Here is a 15,705-nt window from a genome sequence, read left to right on the forward strand (position 1 = left end):
CTTTAAGACATCGTGATAGTGCAGTGAGAAACAACCCAAACGTATTTGGGTTGTTTCTTTTTATTTTAAGGTTTTAGTCCAACAGCCTTGGCACGTGCAGCGTGTAACTTTTTATAACTGTCGATTAAACGTAAGTGACGGTCTAAACCTTCAAGCTTCATACTGGTTTCTGTTAAACCATAGAAACGAATACGACCTTCAACTGTGCCTATTACCGCATCCATACGTTCATCACCGAACATACGGCGGAAGTTGGCTTCATATTCTTCCAGTTCCATGTCGTCATCCAGCATTACTTCGAGCACGACATTCATACACTGGTAGAACAGACCACGTTCAACGGTGTTGGTGTTGTATTGTAAGAATGCTTCAACCAAGTCTTTAGCTTCCTCAAACTGCTCTAATGCAAGATAGATGAGTAGTTTAAGTTCAAGCAGAGTCAATTGACCCCATTCGGTATTGTCATCAAACTCAATCCCGATCAAAGTCTTGATTTCAGTATAGTCGTCTAGCTCACATTCTTCTAAACGTTCAACCAGTACTTCGAGCTGATCGTCGTCTAAACGGTGTAAGTTGAGGATATCTTCACGATAAAGCAGTGCTTTGTTGGTGTTGTCCCAAACCAAGTCTTCAACCAAGTAAATTTCTGAGTAACCCGGTACCAAGATACGGCACGCCGTTGCACCTAAATGTTGGTAAATGGCCATATAGACTTCTTTGCCCATATTTTCCAAAATACCGAACAGTGCATCAGCTTCATCAGCATTTGAGTTTTGGCCTTGATTGGTAAAGTCCCACTCGACAAAGTCATAGTCCGATTTGGCACTAAAGAAACGCCATGACACCACACCACTTGAGTCAATGAAGTGCTCAACAAAGTTATTGGGTTCAGTGACCGCATTTGAGCTAAATGTTGGGCGAGGTAAGTCGTTCAGACCTTCAAAGCTACGGCCTTGAAGTAGCTCAGTTAAGCTGCGCTCAAGCGCAACTTCAAAGCTTGGGTGTGCGCCGAAAGAGGCGAATACACCACCTGTACGCGGGTTCATTAACGTCACACACATTAAAGGGTATTGACCGCCTAGAGAAGCATCCTTCACCAGTACAGGGAAACCTTGCTCTTCTAAACCTTGGATGCCCGCTAAAATGCTAGGATATTTCGCTAAAACCTCTTGAGGTACATCTGGCAGGGTCAGTTCACCTTCCAAAATTTCACGTTTTACCGCACGCTCAAAAATTTCAGATAAGCACTGTACTTGTGCCTCAGCTAAGGTGTTTCCTGCACTCATGCCGTTACTAAGGTACAAGTTTTCAATCAAGTTTGATGGGAAGTAAACCACCTCAGCATCAGACTGGCGAACAAAAGGTAAAGCGCAAATACCGCGCTCAGTTTTCCCTGAGTTGGTGTCGTATAAATGCGTACCTAGCAGTTCTTCTTCAGGGTCATAAATTTCAAGGGTGTACTCATCCAGTACACCTTCAGGCATTTCACCATTTGGACCTGGCATGAACCATTTTTCATCTGGATAATGCACAAACTCGGCATTGGCAATGTCTTCACCCCAGAACTGGTCGTTATAGAAGAAGTTACAGTTCAGACGTTCAATGAACTCACCCAGCGCAGAAGCTAAAGCACTTTCTTTGCTTGACCCTTTACCGTTGGTAAAACACATGGGCGACTGAGCATCACGAATATGTAAAGACCACACATTTGGTACAATGTTACGCCAAGAGGCAATCTCAATTTTCATGCCTAGACCAGCCAAAATACCTGACATATTGGCAATGGTTTCTTCTAAAGGTAGGTCTTTACCTGCAATGATGGTGCTGGTTTCAGAAGCAAGACTTGGAATAAGCAAGGCTTGAGCATCAGCATCAATGCTTTCCACTTCTTCTATAATAAAATCAGGACCTGTTTGAATCACTTTCTTAACAGTACAACGGTCGATAGAGCGCAAAATACCTTGGCGATCTTTTTCTGAAATGTCCGCTGGGAGCTCAACTTGAATTTTGAAAATTTGTTTATAGCGGTTTTCAGGGTCAACAATGTTGTTTTGAGACAAACGAATGTTGTCGGTTGGGATGTCACGTGCTAAACAATATACTTTGACAAAGTAAGCTGCACAAAGCGCAGAAGATGCTAAAAAGTAGTCAAATGGACCGGGTGCAGAGCCATCACCTTTGTAGCGAATCGGTTGATCGGCAATGACTGTAAAATCATCGAACTTCGCTTCTTGGCGAAGATTATCGAGATAATTAACCTTGATTTCCATGCTGGCACCTAAATTTTCTTATATGTCAGCATGGACATACAAGAGATAAAATATTGAAAAATAAGCCGAATCACGGATGGAAATTGGACTTAAAAAAGTGTGGCTAGAGCGAAAAAGAACAAACAAGCAGTGGTTTGAAGCCATCTCTAGCAAGGATGCGGGATATTATAGTGTGATTTTCACAAGATGCTAATCTTTGTCTGCAAGTTCAGGGTATTTATCTTGATGGACAAAGACATAAGCTTAGAGAAGATTGCTATTAAACCATTAAGGACGGGCACTTTAAGTTGGGTTTGGATTATTTCTATATTGGCTTGGGCTCATTTGATACTGTCGTTTAAAGCTTTGGCTAAAAGCCGTTTCTGAGTTGTATCCGACCCGATGTGCAATTTGCTGAATGGTTCCTTGTCCATTACGCAGGTATTGGGCGGCTAAACGCAGACGGTGTTGTTGCAAATAAGCCAAAGGGCTAGTGCCTAAAATTTGGCTAAACAATGTGGCAAATTTAGACCGTGACATACAACACTGTTCTGCAAGGGACTCAACTGTCCAAGGCTGTGCAGGTTCCGCATGAATTTTTGCAAGAGCATTGGATAATTCAGGATGAGATAAAGCACTCAGCCAATTGTTCGAGTCTTGCAGCGCGTCAATATAATCACGTACACATTCAATTAATAAAATACTCACCAAATGATCCAAAATTTTGTCGCGACCTGGGCGTATACGTTGGACTTCTAGAGCGAGAAACTGCAGCCCAATTTGTAACCATTCAGGTACAGTGCTGAGATCTTGGTGTTGAAGGTGAATAAACGCGGGTAAGGCTTGTACCAGCGGACGCGCCATAATGGGGTCCATATGTGCATGTAAGGCCAAGATCACGGTTTTTTGTTGTGTCGCATCACTCCCAAAAGTGACTTCTTTGTGTTGATTTTGAGCAAATAAGTCAGAAATATCGAATACTTCTAACAGTTGGTCGGTAGTTGAGGAGCGACACTCATGGCTTGGCCCTGAAGGCAGTAAGATCAAGTCTCCGACTTCAGCAAGAATAATTTGTTTAGCATCTAAACAAATGGTGAATTGTCCTTGAAGTACCGCATAGGCCATCATGGTGGATTGTTCGGTATAGCGAAAAGCCCACTCACCATACGGTTTAAGGTAGAGGTATTCAGATTGGTTGAGGTGTATATCTTCAAAAATTTTACTTAAAGCATCCATACTTTACGGTTTCTAGTCTTTATTTCTTGGGCTTAATATTTGATTTAGGGTCAATTTAAGTCATTTCAGGCCAAGGACGATTACGCTGTTTTCTTGGACGTTAGCAACTGTTCTTTATGACCCATTTCTAGAAATATAAAGGCATAACAAGAAAATTGGAAGAATGGTAATGAATGCATCAGTGAAAATGACGAATGCTAGCGTGGTCGTCAAAAATGCAGCAGGGATCGATAAAAAGCGTTTTGGCTGGTTATTGAGTCCTGGACTTCCTGTGATTGGCATGGGCATTTTAGCGGGCTATCATTTTGGTCCGAAACCCACTAAGAAAATCTTCGCTTTGGGTGGGCCGCTGTTACTGCATGTCATTATTCCTGCGGTAGATGGTCTGGTCGGTGCAGATGAAAATAATCCTTCGGATGATGAAATTAAGGTCTTGGTAAATGACCCGTACTATGACCGTATTGTGAAATTGTTCATTCCGCTACAAATGGCAGCCAATTTGTTTGCAGGTTATGTGGTGACTCGCCAAAATGTATCGATGCTCGACCAAATATTATTGGGTGTTTCCATGGGGGCAATTAATGGAGTAGCAGTGAATACAGCACATGAGCTGTGTCACCGTCCTAAAAAATCAGATCATTATTGGTCACACATGACTTTAGCGCCGTTGGTCTACAACCATTTCCGCATTGAGCACCCTTATGGGCATCATAAACGTGCTGCAACGCCAGAAGATCCTGCTTCATCGAAAATGGGGGAGACTTTTTATGAGTTTTGGCCACGCACCGTTTTCGGTGGGCTGAAGTCGGCTGTTGAAATTGAACATAAGCGCCTAAAACGAAAAGGACTGTCTTTCTTCTCCAAAGAAAATGAACTATTTCATGGATGGGCGATGAGTGCTGGTTTTCATGCAAGCATGTTGAAGTTGTTTGGTAAAAAAGTGACGCCATATCTAGTGACACAAGCATTTTATGGCGTGAGTCTGTTTGAAATTATTAATTATATCGAACACTATGGTTTAAAGCGTAGCCAAAAAGAAGATGGCAGCTATGCGCGAACCATGCCAGAACACAGCTGGAATAATAACAACATTGTGACTAACTTATTCTTATACCAGTTACAACGCCATTCAGATCATCATGCCTATCCAACCCGCCCATTTCAGGCCTTAAGACATTTTGATGAAGCCCCTGAGCTACCGAGTGGTTATGCCACGATGTTAATTCCAGCGTTAATTCCAAAGCTGTGGTTTAAAATGATGGATCAACGAGTGTTCGATCACTACGAAGGTAATTTGACCAAAGCCAATATCTTGCCAAAGCGCCGTGCTCAAATCTTTAAGAAATTTGGATTAAGTGCTGACTAAACTGCGATATTTCAGCGCTAGCAAGCTGAATACATAGTTGACATCGAACTTACAGTCATTGATTTGTTGAGTGCCTGTAAGTTCGATGCTCATGAAATGCGTACCGCTAAACTTTCTTTTTGAATAGGCATATAATGTTGGGTATGTAGTGAAAATATTGAACAGAAATGACACCTGCAACCAAACTTTTAAAAGCCAATAAAATCGATTTTTCTATTCATGAGTATGAACATGATGCCAATGCAAAAAGCTTTGGGCTTGAAGCCGCAGAAAAATTAAATCTACGTGTCGAAGAGGTATTTAAAACACTGTTGGTGACCGACGAAAAAAACTATTTTGTTGCGATTCTTCCTGTACATCATCACTTAAATTTAAAAAAAGTTGCACAGGCAGTGGGGGCAAAAAAACTAAAAATGTCCGACCCTAAAGATGCAGAACGACTGACAGGTTATTTGGTCGGTGGGATTAGTCCTGTTGGACAGAAAAAAAGGTTAAAAACCGTGATAGACCAAAGCGCAGTACAGTTGGAAAAATTATATGTCAGTGGGGGGAAGCGCGGCTTAGATATCGGTTTAAAACCACAGGATTTAGCAAAAGTACTTTCAGCCACTTTTGCTGATGTACTGGATGAATAAAGAATAGTGACGTCTTCGCTGCTTTATCTATATTAATTTAGTCTTGAGTTCTTTTGAGTATTAATTTGAGCACAAATGAAAGCCCATTCAGGGGACTGAATGGCCTTTTCCTTATGAAATATAGGGAAATTTTATAGTTCGAATCAATTATAAATTCATAAACTATCATTTAAAGCTATGGTGTAATTTCGTATAGGCTTTATTAGAAAAACTGATTAAATTTTTAAAAGTATTAAAAAACAATAATATATGTTGGTGTAGTGCGTATATTTTCAAAAGTAAACAAAATTGCAAAGATAAATGATAATAATTACCATTAATATACTTTCTGCAGCGTTGGCCAACGTGAACATCTTTAAGAAACATAATTACATGAAATGAGCTTGGAATAAGCTTTAAAAAGAGGAAATGGTCAGATGAAAGAGCTAGCCAATCGCTTGGCGATGCAGCATCTTGTCAATGCATACTCACAAGAAACAGGCAAGGCGAGCTTGTTTGAGAAGTATCAACAAAATTCAACTCAACTCGCGTTTAGCCAAGGTTTGACGCTGTTATCTTTGCCACTGAGTTTAATCCAAGCACAGCTTTTTGTTCCGTTAAGCTATGTCAGTCGTGTTGGGCGACATCGTATTGCGGCTTTACCGCAAATTTTTCAAAAAGGCCAAAAGCTTAAGTTTAGCGCAGCAGCCATGGTCAGTCTGTTACTAGAAGAGTTAGTGCAACAATCCGAAGACCTTGTCGATGCTGCATCCTTGGTTGAGCGTTGGATTCAAAGTCGTGATGCATTACAACAGTTTTTAAATATTCGGGCAGAGGATTTTGATGCGCTCGTACAACTTGAGCAAGGTTTTATAGAGTCTGAACAGGCTTTGATTTTAGGTCATAGCATGCATCCTGCACCGAAAAGCCGAACAGGTTTTGTCCATGAAGACTGGCAAAAATATTCCCCCGAAGCTTGTGGGCAGACCCAACTGCATTATTGGCTGGTGGCATCTGAATATGTTGCGGAAGGAACAGCGCTTGAGCAGGCTTTTTCAGAGCAACTTAAACAAGAAATCAAATGGCATTTGTCTGAATCGGAACTTGAAACCTTAGCTGCATATGCACATTACAAACTGCTACCACTGCATCCATGGCAAGCCCGCTATTTACAAAGTAAAGCATGGTTTAAAAGTTTAAAGGCTAAACTGAAAATCATCGATTTGGGTGAAAAAGCATGGATATTTTCTCCAACCACTTCTGTACGTACTTTGGCGAGCTTTAACGCGCCGTGGATGTTAAAACCATCGCTTTCAGTGATGATTACCAACTCTATCCGCGTCAATTTAGCAAAAGAATGTCACCGTGGTGAAATGACCCATCGACTTTGGCACAGTGAGTTAGGGCAAAGTATCTTAAAGCAATGTCCAACTCTAAAAGCGGTCAATGATCCTGCATGGATTGCTCTTCAGTTGGATGGTGAAATCATTGATGAAACGATTTGTATTGTACGTGATCAGCTATTTACTCCTGAACAGCAGGTCACGTGTATTGCTTCATTGTGTCAGGATCATCCCGTAGAAGAACGTAATCGTTTTAATGCATTATTTGATCAGATTGCATCTCAACAAAAATTGGAGGATAAGGCGAAAATCGCACATGATTGGTTTAAGACCTTTTTAAACATCAGTCTGAGCCCACTCATGTACGTCTACCATCGTTATGGTATGGCCTTTGAGTCGCATCAGCAAAATGTCTTGGTTGAGTTGAAAGATGGCTGGCCACAGTGGCTATGGCTACGGGACAATCAAGGTTTTTACTATATCGAAGAATTCGCAGGTGAAATTTTACAACAATTTCCAGAACTACATGATAAAGCCCATGCGGTAGGTTCAAAGGCTTTTGTCGATGAACGTTTTAGTTATTATTTCTTTGGTAATACCTTGTTTGGCATCATCAATGCCATCGGTGCAACAGGGTTTGTAAGTGAGCAAGATTTACTGTCTGCTTTACAGCAACATCTCTTTGACCTGTTGAAACACTATCCACAGAGTAGTTTGATTCAAAGTCTGTTGTATCAACCGACGCTGCCTTATAAGGGAAACTTACTGACCCGTTTATATGAACTAGATGAATTGATTGCACCCGTTGAAAATCAGTCTGTCTATATTCAGTTAGCCAATCCGCTCTATATCAAACAAGAGGATGCCCTCTATGCTTGATTTTATTGCGATTGGCCTTGGGCCATTTAACTTAAGCCTAGCCAGTTTGTTGCATGAAAAGACTGAATTGAACTATCTGTTTTTTGAAAAAAAAGCGCAGTTTGACTGGCATGCAGGTATGCAACTTCCCAATACGGTCTTGCAAGTTCCATTCATGGCGGATTTGGTGTCGATGGTCGATCCGACCAGTCCGTTAAGTTTTTTGAATTACCTAAAATCACAGCAGCGCTTATATAAGTTCTACTTCCTTGAGCAGCCTCATATTCCGCGCCGTGAATATAACCATTATTGCCAATGGGTGGCAGATCAACTGGGTCATATACAGTACCAATCGACGGTGAAGGCCATTTATGCCAAAAGCGAAGGTTTTGAGGTGGTGGTTGAGCAAGGTGGCCGTTTTATTCGTTACTTGTGTCGAAACTTGGTGATTGGTTCGGGCAACCAGCCTTATTTGCCTGAATGTCTGCGTAAGTTACAACAACAAGTCCCTGAAAAATGTATTCATTCAGCAGAGTACTTAACCCATAAAAAAAGCAAGCTCAAAGGCAATGTCATAGTTTTAGGCTCAGGACAGTCTTCTGCTGAAGTCTTTTTAGATTTGTTTGATCAGCAGTATCAACATGACTGTGTGCCAACGGCTGACTTTAAGCTGCATTGGCTGACACGTTCCAACGGTTTTTTCCCGATGGAATATGCACCATTGGGCTTGGAACATTTTAGTCCGAACTACACCCAACATTTTTATAGACTCTCAGAAACACAAAAAGCAGCGCAGTTAAAAGATCAAAGCTTGCTGTACAAAGGCATTAGTGTCAAAACCATACGTGAGATTTACCAAAAACTTTACCACCGTAGTATTGCCTCTGCTACACAAGCAACACATTTGCATGCACAAATTCAGTTGCTTGATGCTGAGTTACTGGAAAGTCAGCAGATTCGCTTGAGCCTTGAACATACCGTAACCGAGCAACGTTTTTATATGGATGTTGATTTTGTAGTGGCATCTACAGGTTATTACAGCCCTGAGTTTTCATTTTTAAAATACTTAAAGCCCTTGATTACAACAGATCAAGCCGGGCGTTGGAAAGTGAGCCAAGACTATCGCTTGCAGCATACAGCAATGGGTGAAATTTATGTGCAAAACCAAGAAATGCACAGTCATGGTGTAGGTACACCAGATTTAGGCCTAGGCGCATTTCGTGCTGCGACCATTGCCAATCAACTACTGGGTTATCAGCTTTATGAGCTGGACAGTAATGAAGAGACCTTTCAGCATTTCAACGCTGAGCAGAACCCTGAAATGTATGTGCAGAATGACACATCTATTACACGAACAGCTGCTTTAGCACCATCGATTCCTAAATCAAAAAATATTGAGCAGCGCAAAATACAAACAGGGGCACATCCCTCTATGCAGCCTTATACATTCGAGAAAATCATATGAGCTTTGCACAACTTCAAGTGAATCAGAAACAGTGGCGTTTGGCAGGACAGCGCTTAATTGAAATGGCGATTGCTGAATTTTTATATGAAGAAATTATTCAAGTGACCGATTTAAAGAACAATCGTTACCAGCTGACGTTGGATGATCAAACCTATACTTTTAAAGCACAAAACTATTTATTGGGACATTGGCAGATTGAGGAGGGTTCAGCACGTGAGTTGAGCGTGGCTGAAGACCTGCCTGCATGGAACTTACATACTTTTATTCGCGCGTTTTCAAATCAAACCGAAGTGAAGCCTTTTACCAAGGCATATCTCATCAAAGAAATGAACAATACATGGTTAGCCGAGGCGCATTTATTTGATGAAAGTCGTTTAAGCAGTGAAGCAGCATTGACGGCATCGCATCATGAAATTGAAGGTATGCTCCGTGGTCATCCGTGGTTGATTATGAGCAAAGGTCGTATGGGTTTTGGTTATGACGACTACTTAAGTGCCGCTCCTGAACTTTCACCAACGGTCAAAGTGCTGTGGCTCGCGGTGCATCGTGATTTGGCAGAGTTCCGTTCCACCGAGGAGTGGCAAGCAGGGAGACTTTATCAATATGAGTTAAGTGCAGAAGAACTCGCAAATTTTGAACAAAAATTACATGAGAGAGGTTGCTCTTGTCGTGATTATTTCCTCATTCCAGTACATGCATGGCAGTGGCATCAATGGTTAGTGCCAACCTATGCCAATGAAATCGTGGATCAGCGCATTATTGAACTAGGCGTTGGGCAAGATGACTATGTACCTATGCAGTCGATTCGTACGCTTTGCAACATCAGTCAGCCTGAGCGTCATTATGTCAAATTGCCTGTCAGTATCTTCAATACTGCGGTGTATCGTGGGTTGCCGTCTAAACGAAATTTAGCAGCTCCAGCCGTCACAGCTTGGTTAAAGCAGATTCAAACTCAAGATCCAGACTTGAAACAGTCTGGCGTTGCATTCTTAGGTGAAGTGGCAACCTTGACCATTCATCAGCCTTGTTTTGATCAGATTGACGGCGCGCCGTATCAATTTAAAGAACTGTTTGGGTGTTTGTGGCGTGAAAGTGTAGATCCAGTGATTGGAACAGGTGAACAGGCACTTTCTCAAGCGGCTTTATTACATCGAGACATCAACGGACAGTCGATATTAGCCGTGTTGATTCAGGCGTCGGGTTTGAGTCCATTACAGTGGTTAAAACGCTTTGCCGAGGTATCGGTCACTCCACTCTTAATCTGCTTGTACAAATATGGCTTGGCTTTTTCTCCACATGGGGAAAATACCATGCTCATTCATGCCAATGGCGTACCGCAGAAAATGGTGCTGAAAGACTTTATTGATGATATCAATTTGGTTGATGAAGACTTTCCAGAATTGGCAAGTTTACCTATCGAAGGGCAAATTTTACTGCGTCATCCTGCGCATGAACTCAGCCATTTTATTTTCACTGGACTGCTTATGGTGCATTACCGCTATATCTGTAATGTATTTCTACAAGACCACCCTGAGCATAGCGAAGTTGAATTTTGGCAGACCATTTCATCGGTCATTGATGCTTTCCATCAGGAGCATCCGGAGTTGGCAGAACGTATTGAAAAATTTGCCATTTTTAGAGCCGAATTTGAAAAAATTTGTTTAAACCGAGTGCGTCTATTTACCACAAGTTATAACGATGAAGCAGAACGTCCTGTCCCTGTATTTTTAGATCCAATTGCCAATCCTGTCAGCCCTGAAACCTTAAAACGATGGTCAGAGCAGGTATCTAAATCAACTGACGATACAACCACAAGGCGTATCGCATCATAAAAAACCAAAAAATTTAGCAGGCTACCATATGAAAACACTTTCACAGCAACTTCCCGATTTTTACGAATACTATGAGAATGAGACGCAATTTTACTTGCGCCAAGTACAGTATCCGCAGGACTTAGCACTGTTACATAAATGGATGCATGAGCCTCATGTTATTCCACAATGGCAGCTGAATAAGTCTGAAATTGATCTCGCGGTGTATTTTGAAAAAATGCTGGTCGATGACCATCACCGTTTGTTGATCGTTGGGGTGGATGGACAGGATGTGGGTTATACCGAAATCTATGAAGGTAAGCGTGACCGTCTAGGACGTTATTACGATGGTGATGATTTAGACCTCGGTTGGCATTTATTGTTTGGTGAAAAGTCGGCTTTCGGTAAAGGCTACTTGCGTCCAGTGATGCGGCTATTAGGTTTTTATATTTTTGAAAATGCACCTTCCGACAAAATTGTCGGGGAGCCTGACCACACCGTTAAACCTTATGCCGCAGTAGTGGAAGAAATGTGCTATGAGGCGCAGCGCTTGATCCCAATGCCTGAAAAAACGGCCATGTTGTATTACTGCTTTAAACAAAAATTCTATGAAAAATTTGGAGGGTATTTAACTGATTCAAATGCATTTATGCAAAACCATAACCCACTCAATAGGACTGAGGAACTTACATGAGCTATAGCTCAGAACATATACAAATCATGGACATGCGCTTTTCAGCGCATGTCACTGTTGCCGAATTTGAACAATGGCTCAGTCAAGTTGAACGTTTTTTATTAAAGAAACAGAACTTTGTTTTGGTCATGCAAACCGATATCGGTACGGAATTTCCTGAGGAATACCGTCAACTGCAAGCGGTTTGGTACAAAAAATACAAACAACTTTTTTTTCAATACTGCTTGGGTCTGGTTCGAATTGCACAAGACCCAACCGATCAACAACGACTGAATACACCTTCACTGCATGCTGCATGGCGGGTGCCTTACTACGTCACACTTGATCATTCTGATGCACTGCAATGGGCAGTGCAGAGGTGGATATGCAAAACCTAAATACACAAAGAGCAACACGCCAAATCTCAGCTTTGAGCTTAGCTGTTGTCATTGTTTTATATCTGGCACATGCCTTGCCTTTGTATTTTTACAATGTGGCATTGCCCGCTATTTTACGACATCAGGGGGTAGATTTACGTTGGATTGGAATGCTGTCGCTGCTTTATATTCCATGGGCGTTTAAGTTCTTATGGGCGCCACTCATCGACCGGCTTTATATCAAAAAGTTAGGTAAACGAAAAACATGGTTGCTCTTTACGCAAGTAGCCTTGGTACTTGGGGTATTGGCCTTGGCCTTTACCCAGTTCTCTTACGGCCTCGCGGTGTTTGTTGTGATTGGCCTGTGGATTTCAAGCTTTGCGGCGACCCAAGACATTGCCATAGATGGTTATACCGTAGAAACTTTTTCAGCGTCTGATTACCGCCTAGGCAGTATGGCTCAGAGTATAGGAGTCGCTTTGGGGAGTATGTTGGGGGGCGCAGCTACACTGTGGCTCTACCAGTACTATGGCTGGGAAAGTGCATTGGTATGTTTAGCGCTCATGACCGCTTTAACAATGTTTGCTGTTTTTTATATTCAAGAAAATACAAACGAACAGACAAATATTGCCAAACAAGCGCCTAGCTTAATCCGTGCTTTTAAACGACCTGAGATTTTATCGGCCTTAGCACTGATTTTGTGCTATCGCGTGGTTGAAGCACCTGCAATGGCGATGCTCAATCCAATGCTGATTGACCAGAAATGGACGCTTGCCCAAATTGGGGTGCTGATGTCTGTGATTGGAGCAGGTGTTGGTTTGTTGGCGGCTGTGAGTGCCGCATTTTTATTGAAAAAAATTCAGGCTACACAGTTGCTTATTTGGGCGGGGTGGTGCCGAACAGCATTGTATGGGGTGATTGGCGCAGCCATTATTTTGGGCTGGTTAAACCATTGGCATTTGCTCTTGGGGGGATTTGTCATTGTTATGCTTGCGATTCGTTATGTCGCGATGACTTCGTTATATGCCTATTTCATGCAAAGCAGTTCCAAAGAACAGGCAGGCACCGACTTCACCATCTTGGTGTGTTTTGAACTGTTGGTTTATTTCATCGGGGGAGCCGCATCGGGCTTTTTAGCCAAATCACTTGGCTATGGCAATTTTTATGTGGTGTTGGCGGTTGCATCTGTAGTCAGTGTACTACTGAGCCAATACATCATTGCACGTCATCAAAAAACTCAACAAAAACTGTTGAATCAAGAAATTTAATAAAAGGAAAAAGAAATGAACCGTTTTATGTTACCTATGCAGTTGACTTGTTTAACACTGGCTGTATGTACACAGTTATATGCTCAAGATAACGTTCTAACAAATTCAGCAAGTCAGACAAGTAGTGTTGGGGCCCAACAAAAAGAAACCACACAACTCGCACCGATTGTGGTGACAGCAACCCGCTCTGCAAAGAGTATTGCGGACATTGCGGGCACCGTTTATAGCATAGATCAAGCTGAAATTGAAAAACAGGCCAATGCTGGCAAGAGCATTGCCGATATTTTGGGAACACTGGTTCCATCCCTTACACCGAGTAGCGGAACAACCTCAAACTATGGCATGACCATGCGTGGTCGTGTGGTGCAGTATATGATTGATGGGGTGCCACAAACGGGTTCACGTGATGGTTCGCGCCAACTAAATAGCATTCAACCGTCTATGATTGAACGTATTGAGGTGGTTTCAGGGGCGACCAGTATTTATGGCTCTGGAGCAACAGGCGGGATTATTAATATTATTACTAAACGTGGTGGTCAAGACCCAATTAGCTTTGAAACTAAAATTGGGGTAACGGCGGGTAATAACTTTAAATCAGATGCTATGGCTTATGAAGCATCACAAAGTGTCTTATTTAATCAAGGTGCATTGCAAGGAGCTTTCGGTGCAAGTTACACCACTCGCGGTGAAATTCAGGATAGCCATGGCAATCGCATAGGACCTGAGGTTGCACAGACAGACCGCCAAGATACGGACACATTAGACCTCAATGGTCGTTTGACGTGGAATATTTCAGATAGTCAAAGCTTAAGTTTTGGTGCGCAATATTTTAAAGATGAACAAGACAGCGAATATGGGGCAGACTATGGTACATACGGTCCTTATAATTTAGCCAATCTTATTTTTAGAACAGCGCCGTCTTTAAAAGCAGTCAAAGGTCTAGAATTGTCTGAGCAGCCACAGACTGAAAGATGGGGTGTTAATACTCAATATCAAAATGAGGATATCTTGGGACATGCTTTAAATGCAGAGGCTTATTACCGTAAAGAAAAAGGCCGTTGGTTCCCAACAGTTTCACCACTTGGTAATAGCTCTTTAAATGGTGCATTAGCACAACTTTATCCGAACTATGCAGACCCAAGGTCACCAGATTTTCTAAATGCAATTCGTTATGGTTATGGTGTAGTGCAATCCTCTAATGAAATTGATGTTGCTGGTACACGTTTGATGTTGAGTAAAGACTTTACGCTCAATGACCGTATTTTAAACTTGAATTATGGTGTGGACTATGAAAATGAAAAAAACAAAGCGTATGTAACCCGTTATGACTTTGATGATTTCTATAATAGTAATGGTTTAAAGCATACCGCAGTCAAAGATTATAAATTTGGACCTGATTTTGAAAATAATAAACTCGGTTTCTACTTGCAAGGTGATTATAACCTGACAGATCGCTTCAACATGCAAGCGGGTATTCGCCATGAAAGAATTGATAGTGAAGTCTCTGATTCAACACCATATCGAGAAGCTATTCCTGCCGATATTTTGGCAGAATTAGGTTATGGCTATGATGCTAAGGCTCTAAAAGGTGGAAAGATTAAGCACGATGCAACTTTATTTAATATCGGTGGTGTTTTCCATTTAACCGATGCTCAGCAAGTCTTTGCGAATTTTTCACAGGGCTTTAGCTTACCAGATGTACAACGTATGCTTCGCGATGTACCAGCCAGTTTTGTAGTAACGAGCAATAATATTGAGCCGATTAAAGTCATTAACTATGAGTTGGGTTGGCGTTTGCAAGGTGAATCAGGTTCGAATTTGGGGCTAACAGCTTTCTATAATGATTCAGACAAGGTGGTTAAGTTCAACGGTATTCCAAACTACAACATTGAAGTAATTGATACGGACGAGCGCGTTTATGGGGTTGAAGGAAATATATCCTATCGACTACAACCGAATTGGACAGTGGGTGGAACCATGGCTTATACCCGCGGACAGTTTAAAAATACCGCAGGAAAGTGGCAAGAGCTAGACGCAATTCGTGTTGCACCACTGAAAGGCACGGCATTTTCTGAGTGGCAGTTTAACAACGATATGAGCCTGCGCGTTCAATCTCTTGCTATCGGTGGTACAGATAAAGCCAAAAAAGATGCGGTAAAGTATGGTTCAACGCTTCCTGCTGAAATCAAAGGTTTCGCAACAATGGACGTTATAGCCAATGCCAAAGCAGGTTCTGGTACTGTGGGCTTTGGTGTGTATAACGTATGGAATGCAGACTATAAAACTGTATTTAGTCAGGCTGTCGCACCAACCTATGGCGCCATTTCAAGCTTAGCAGCTCAAGGTCGAACCTATGGTCTGAGCTATACATTAAAATATTAATTGCACAACCAGAGGTAGCTTTCAGCTACCTCTTTGCTTTGTAATCTCGCTTTAAGAAATGGT

The 15,705-nt window shown here is 41.9% G+C and carries 11 protein-coding genes; 9 read left to right on the plus strand and 2 right to left on the minus strand.

What is annotated here, in order from left to right; genetic code table 11:
* Window positions 1-65: 65 nt before the first annotated feature.
* Window positions 66-2,270: an OsmC domain/YcaO domain-containing protein gene (locus tag AC4CU3_RS16800; protein ID WP_279043732.1), complete on the minus strand. Its 2,205-nt coding sequence runs from the start codon at window positions 2,268-2,270 to the stop codon at window positions 66-68.
* Between the two features lie 282 nt (window positions 2,271-2,552).
* Window positions 2,553-3,485: a helix-turn-helix transcriptional regulator gene (locus AC4CU3_RS16805; RefSeq protein WP_279043731.1), complete on the minus strand. Its 933-nt coding sequence runs from the start codon at window positions 3,483-3,485 to the stop codon at window positions 2,553-2,555.
* Window positions 3,486-3,654: 169 nt separating this feature from the next.
* Here AC4CU3_RS16805 and AC4CU3_RS16810 point away from each other — a divergent pair, with 169 nt between their 5' ends.
* The 9 genes from AC4CU3_RS16810 to AC4CU3_RS16850 all read left to right on the plus strand — a co-directional run bounded on the left by AC4CU3_RS16810 (window position 3,655) and on the right by AC4CU3_RS16850 (window position 15,642).
* Window positions 3,655-4,851: an alkane 1-monooxygenase gene (locus AC4CU3_RS16810; RefSeq protein WP_279043730.1), complete on the plus strand. Its 1,197-nt coding sequence runs from the start codon at window positions 3,655-3,657 to the stop codon at window positions 4,849-4,851.
* A 167-nt stretch (window positions 4,852-5,018) separates the two neighbouring features.
* The gene (ybaK, locus tag AC4CU3_RS16815; protein ID WP_279043729.1) at window positions 5,019-5,486 is read left to right on the plus strand and encodes a Cys-tRNA(Pro) deacylase; all 468 of its coding nucleotides are present in this window, start codon (window positions 5,019-5,021) and stop codon (window positions 5,484-5,486) included.
* A 416-nt stretch (window positions 5,487-5,902) separates the two neighbouring features.
* Entirely contained in the window at window positions 5,903-7,687 is a 1,785-nt protein-coding gene (locus tag AC4CU3_RS16820; RefSeq protein WP_279043728.1) for an IucA/IucC family protein, read from the plus strand.
* Window positions 7,680-9,131: a SidA/IucD/PvdA family monooxygenase gene (locus AC4CU3_RS16825; RefSeq protein WP_279043727.1), complete on the plus strand. Its 1,452-nt coding sequence runs from the start codon at window positions 7,680-7,682 to the stop codon at window positions 9,129-9,131. Before AC4CU3_RS16820 ends, AC4CU3_RS16825 begins: the two co-directional genes overlap by 8 nt.
* Window positions 9,128-10,963: an IucA/IucC family protein gene (locus AC4CU3_RS16830; protein WP_279043726.1), complete on the plus strand. Its 1,836-nt coding sequence runs from the start codon at window positions 9,128-9,130 to the stop codon at window positions 10,961-10,963. The genes AC4CU3_RS16825 and AC4CU3_RS16830 overlap by 4 nt, the downstream gene beginning before the upstream one ends.
* A 28-nt stretch (window positions 10,964-10,991) precedes the next feature.
* Entirely contained in the window at window positions 10,992-11,636 is a 645-nt protein-coding gene (locus AC4CU3_RS16835; RefSeq protein WP_159151481.1) for a GNAT family N-acetyltransferase, read from the plus strand.
* Window positions 11,633-12,013, plus strand: coding sequence for a hypothetical protein (locus AC4CU3_RS16840; protein ID WP_078389738.1), 381 nt, complete (start codon window positions 11,633-11,635; stop codon window positions 12,011-12,013). The genes AC4CU3_RS16835 and AC4CU3_RS16840 overlap by 4 nt, the downstream gene beginning before the upstream one ends.
* Window positions 12,001-13,260, plus strand: coding sequence for an MFS transporter (locus AC4CU3_RS16845; RefSeq protein WP_279043725.1), 1,260 nt, complete (start codon window positions 12,001-12,003; stop codon window positions 13,258-13,260). Before AC4CU3_RS16840 ends, AC4CU3_RS16845 begins: the two co-directional genes overlap by 13 nt.
* Before the next feature lie 15 nt (window positions 13,261-13,275).
* Window positions 13,276-15,642, plus strand: coding sequence for a TonB-dependent receptor (locus AC4CU3_RS16850; RefSeq protein WP_279043724.1), 2,367 nt, complete (start codon window positions 13,276-13,278; stop codon window positions 15,640-15,642).
* Window positions 15,643-15,705: the final 63 nt, after the last annotated feature.

It is taken from the genome of Acinetobacter sp. 802_lipA (genome assembly GCF_058242885.1).

Bases quoted from the DNA above. Each gene is read 5' to 3' on its own strand.
- AC4CU3_RS16800 (WP_279043732.1), bottom strand. From the start codon at position 2,270: ATGGAAATCAAGGTTAATTATCTCGATAATCTTCGCCAAGAAGCGAAG.
- ybaK (WP_279043729.1), top strand. From the start codon at position 5,019: ATGACACCTGCAACCAAACTTTTAAAAGCCAATAAAATCGATTTTTCT.
- AC4CU3_RS16835 (WP_159151481.1), top strand. From the start codon at position 10,992: ATGAAAACACTTTCACAGCAACTTCCCGATTTTTACGAATACTATGAG.
- AC4CU3_RS16810 (WP_279043730.1), top strand. From the start codon at position 3,655: ATGAATGCATCAGTGAAAATGACGAATGCTAGCGTGGTCGTCAAAAAT.
- AC4CU3_RS16805 (WP_279043731.1), bottom strand. From the start codon at position 3,485: ATGGATGCTTTAAGTAAAATTTTTGAAGATATACACCTCAACCAATCT.
- AC4CU3_RS16850 (WP_279043724.1), top strand. From the start codon at position 13,276: ATGAACCGTTTTATGTTACCTATGCAGTTGACTTGTTTAACACTGGCT.
- AC4CU3_RS16830 (WP_279043726.1), top strand. From the start codon at position 9,128: ATGAGCTTTGCACAACTTCAAGTGAATCAGAAACAGTGGCGTTTGGCA.
- AC4CU3_RS16820 (WP_279043728.1), top strand. From the start codon at position 5,903: ATGAAAGAGCTAGCCAATCGCTTGGCGATGCAGCATCTTGTCAATGCA.
- AC4CU3_RS16825 (WP_279043727.1), top strand. From the start codon at position 7,680: ATGCTTGATTTTATTGCGATTGGCCTTGGGCCATTTAACTTAAGCCTA.
- AC4CU3_RS16845 (WP_279043725.1), top strand. From the start codon at position 12,001: ATGCAAAACCTAAATACACAAAGAGCAACACGCCAAATCTCAGCTTTG.
- AC4CU3_RS16840 (WP_078389738.1), top strand. From the start codon at position 11,633: ATGAGCTATAGCTCAGAACATATACAAATCATGGACATGCGCTTTTCA.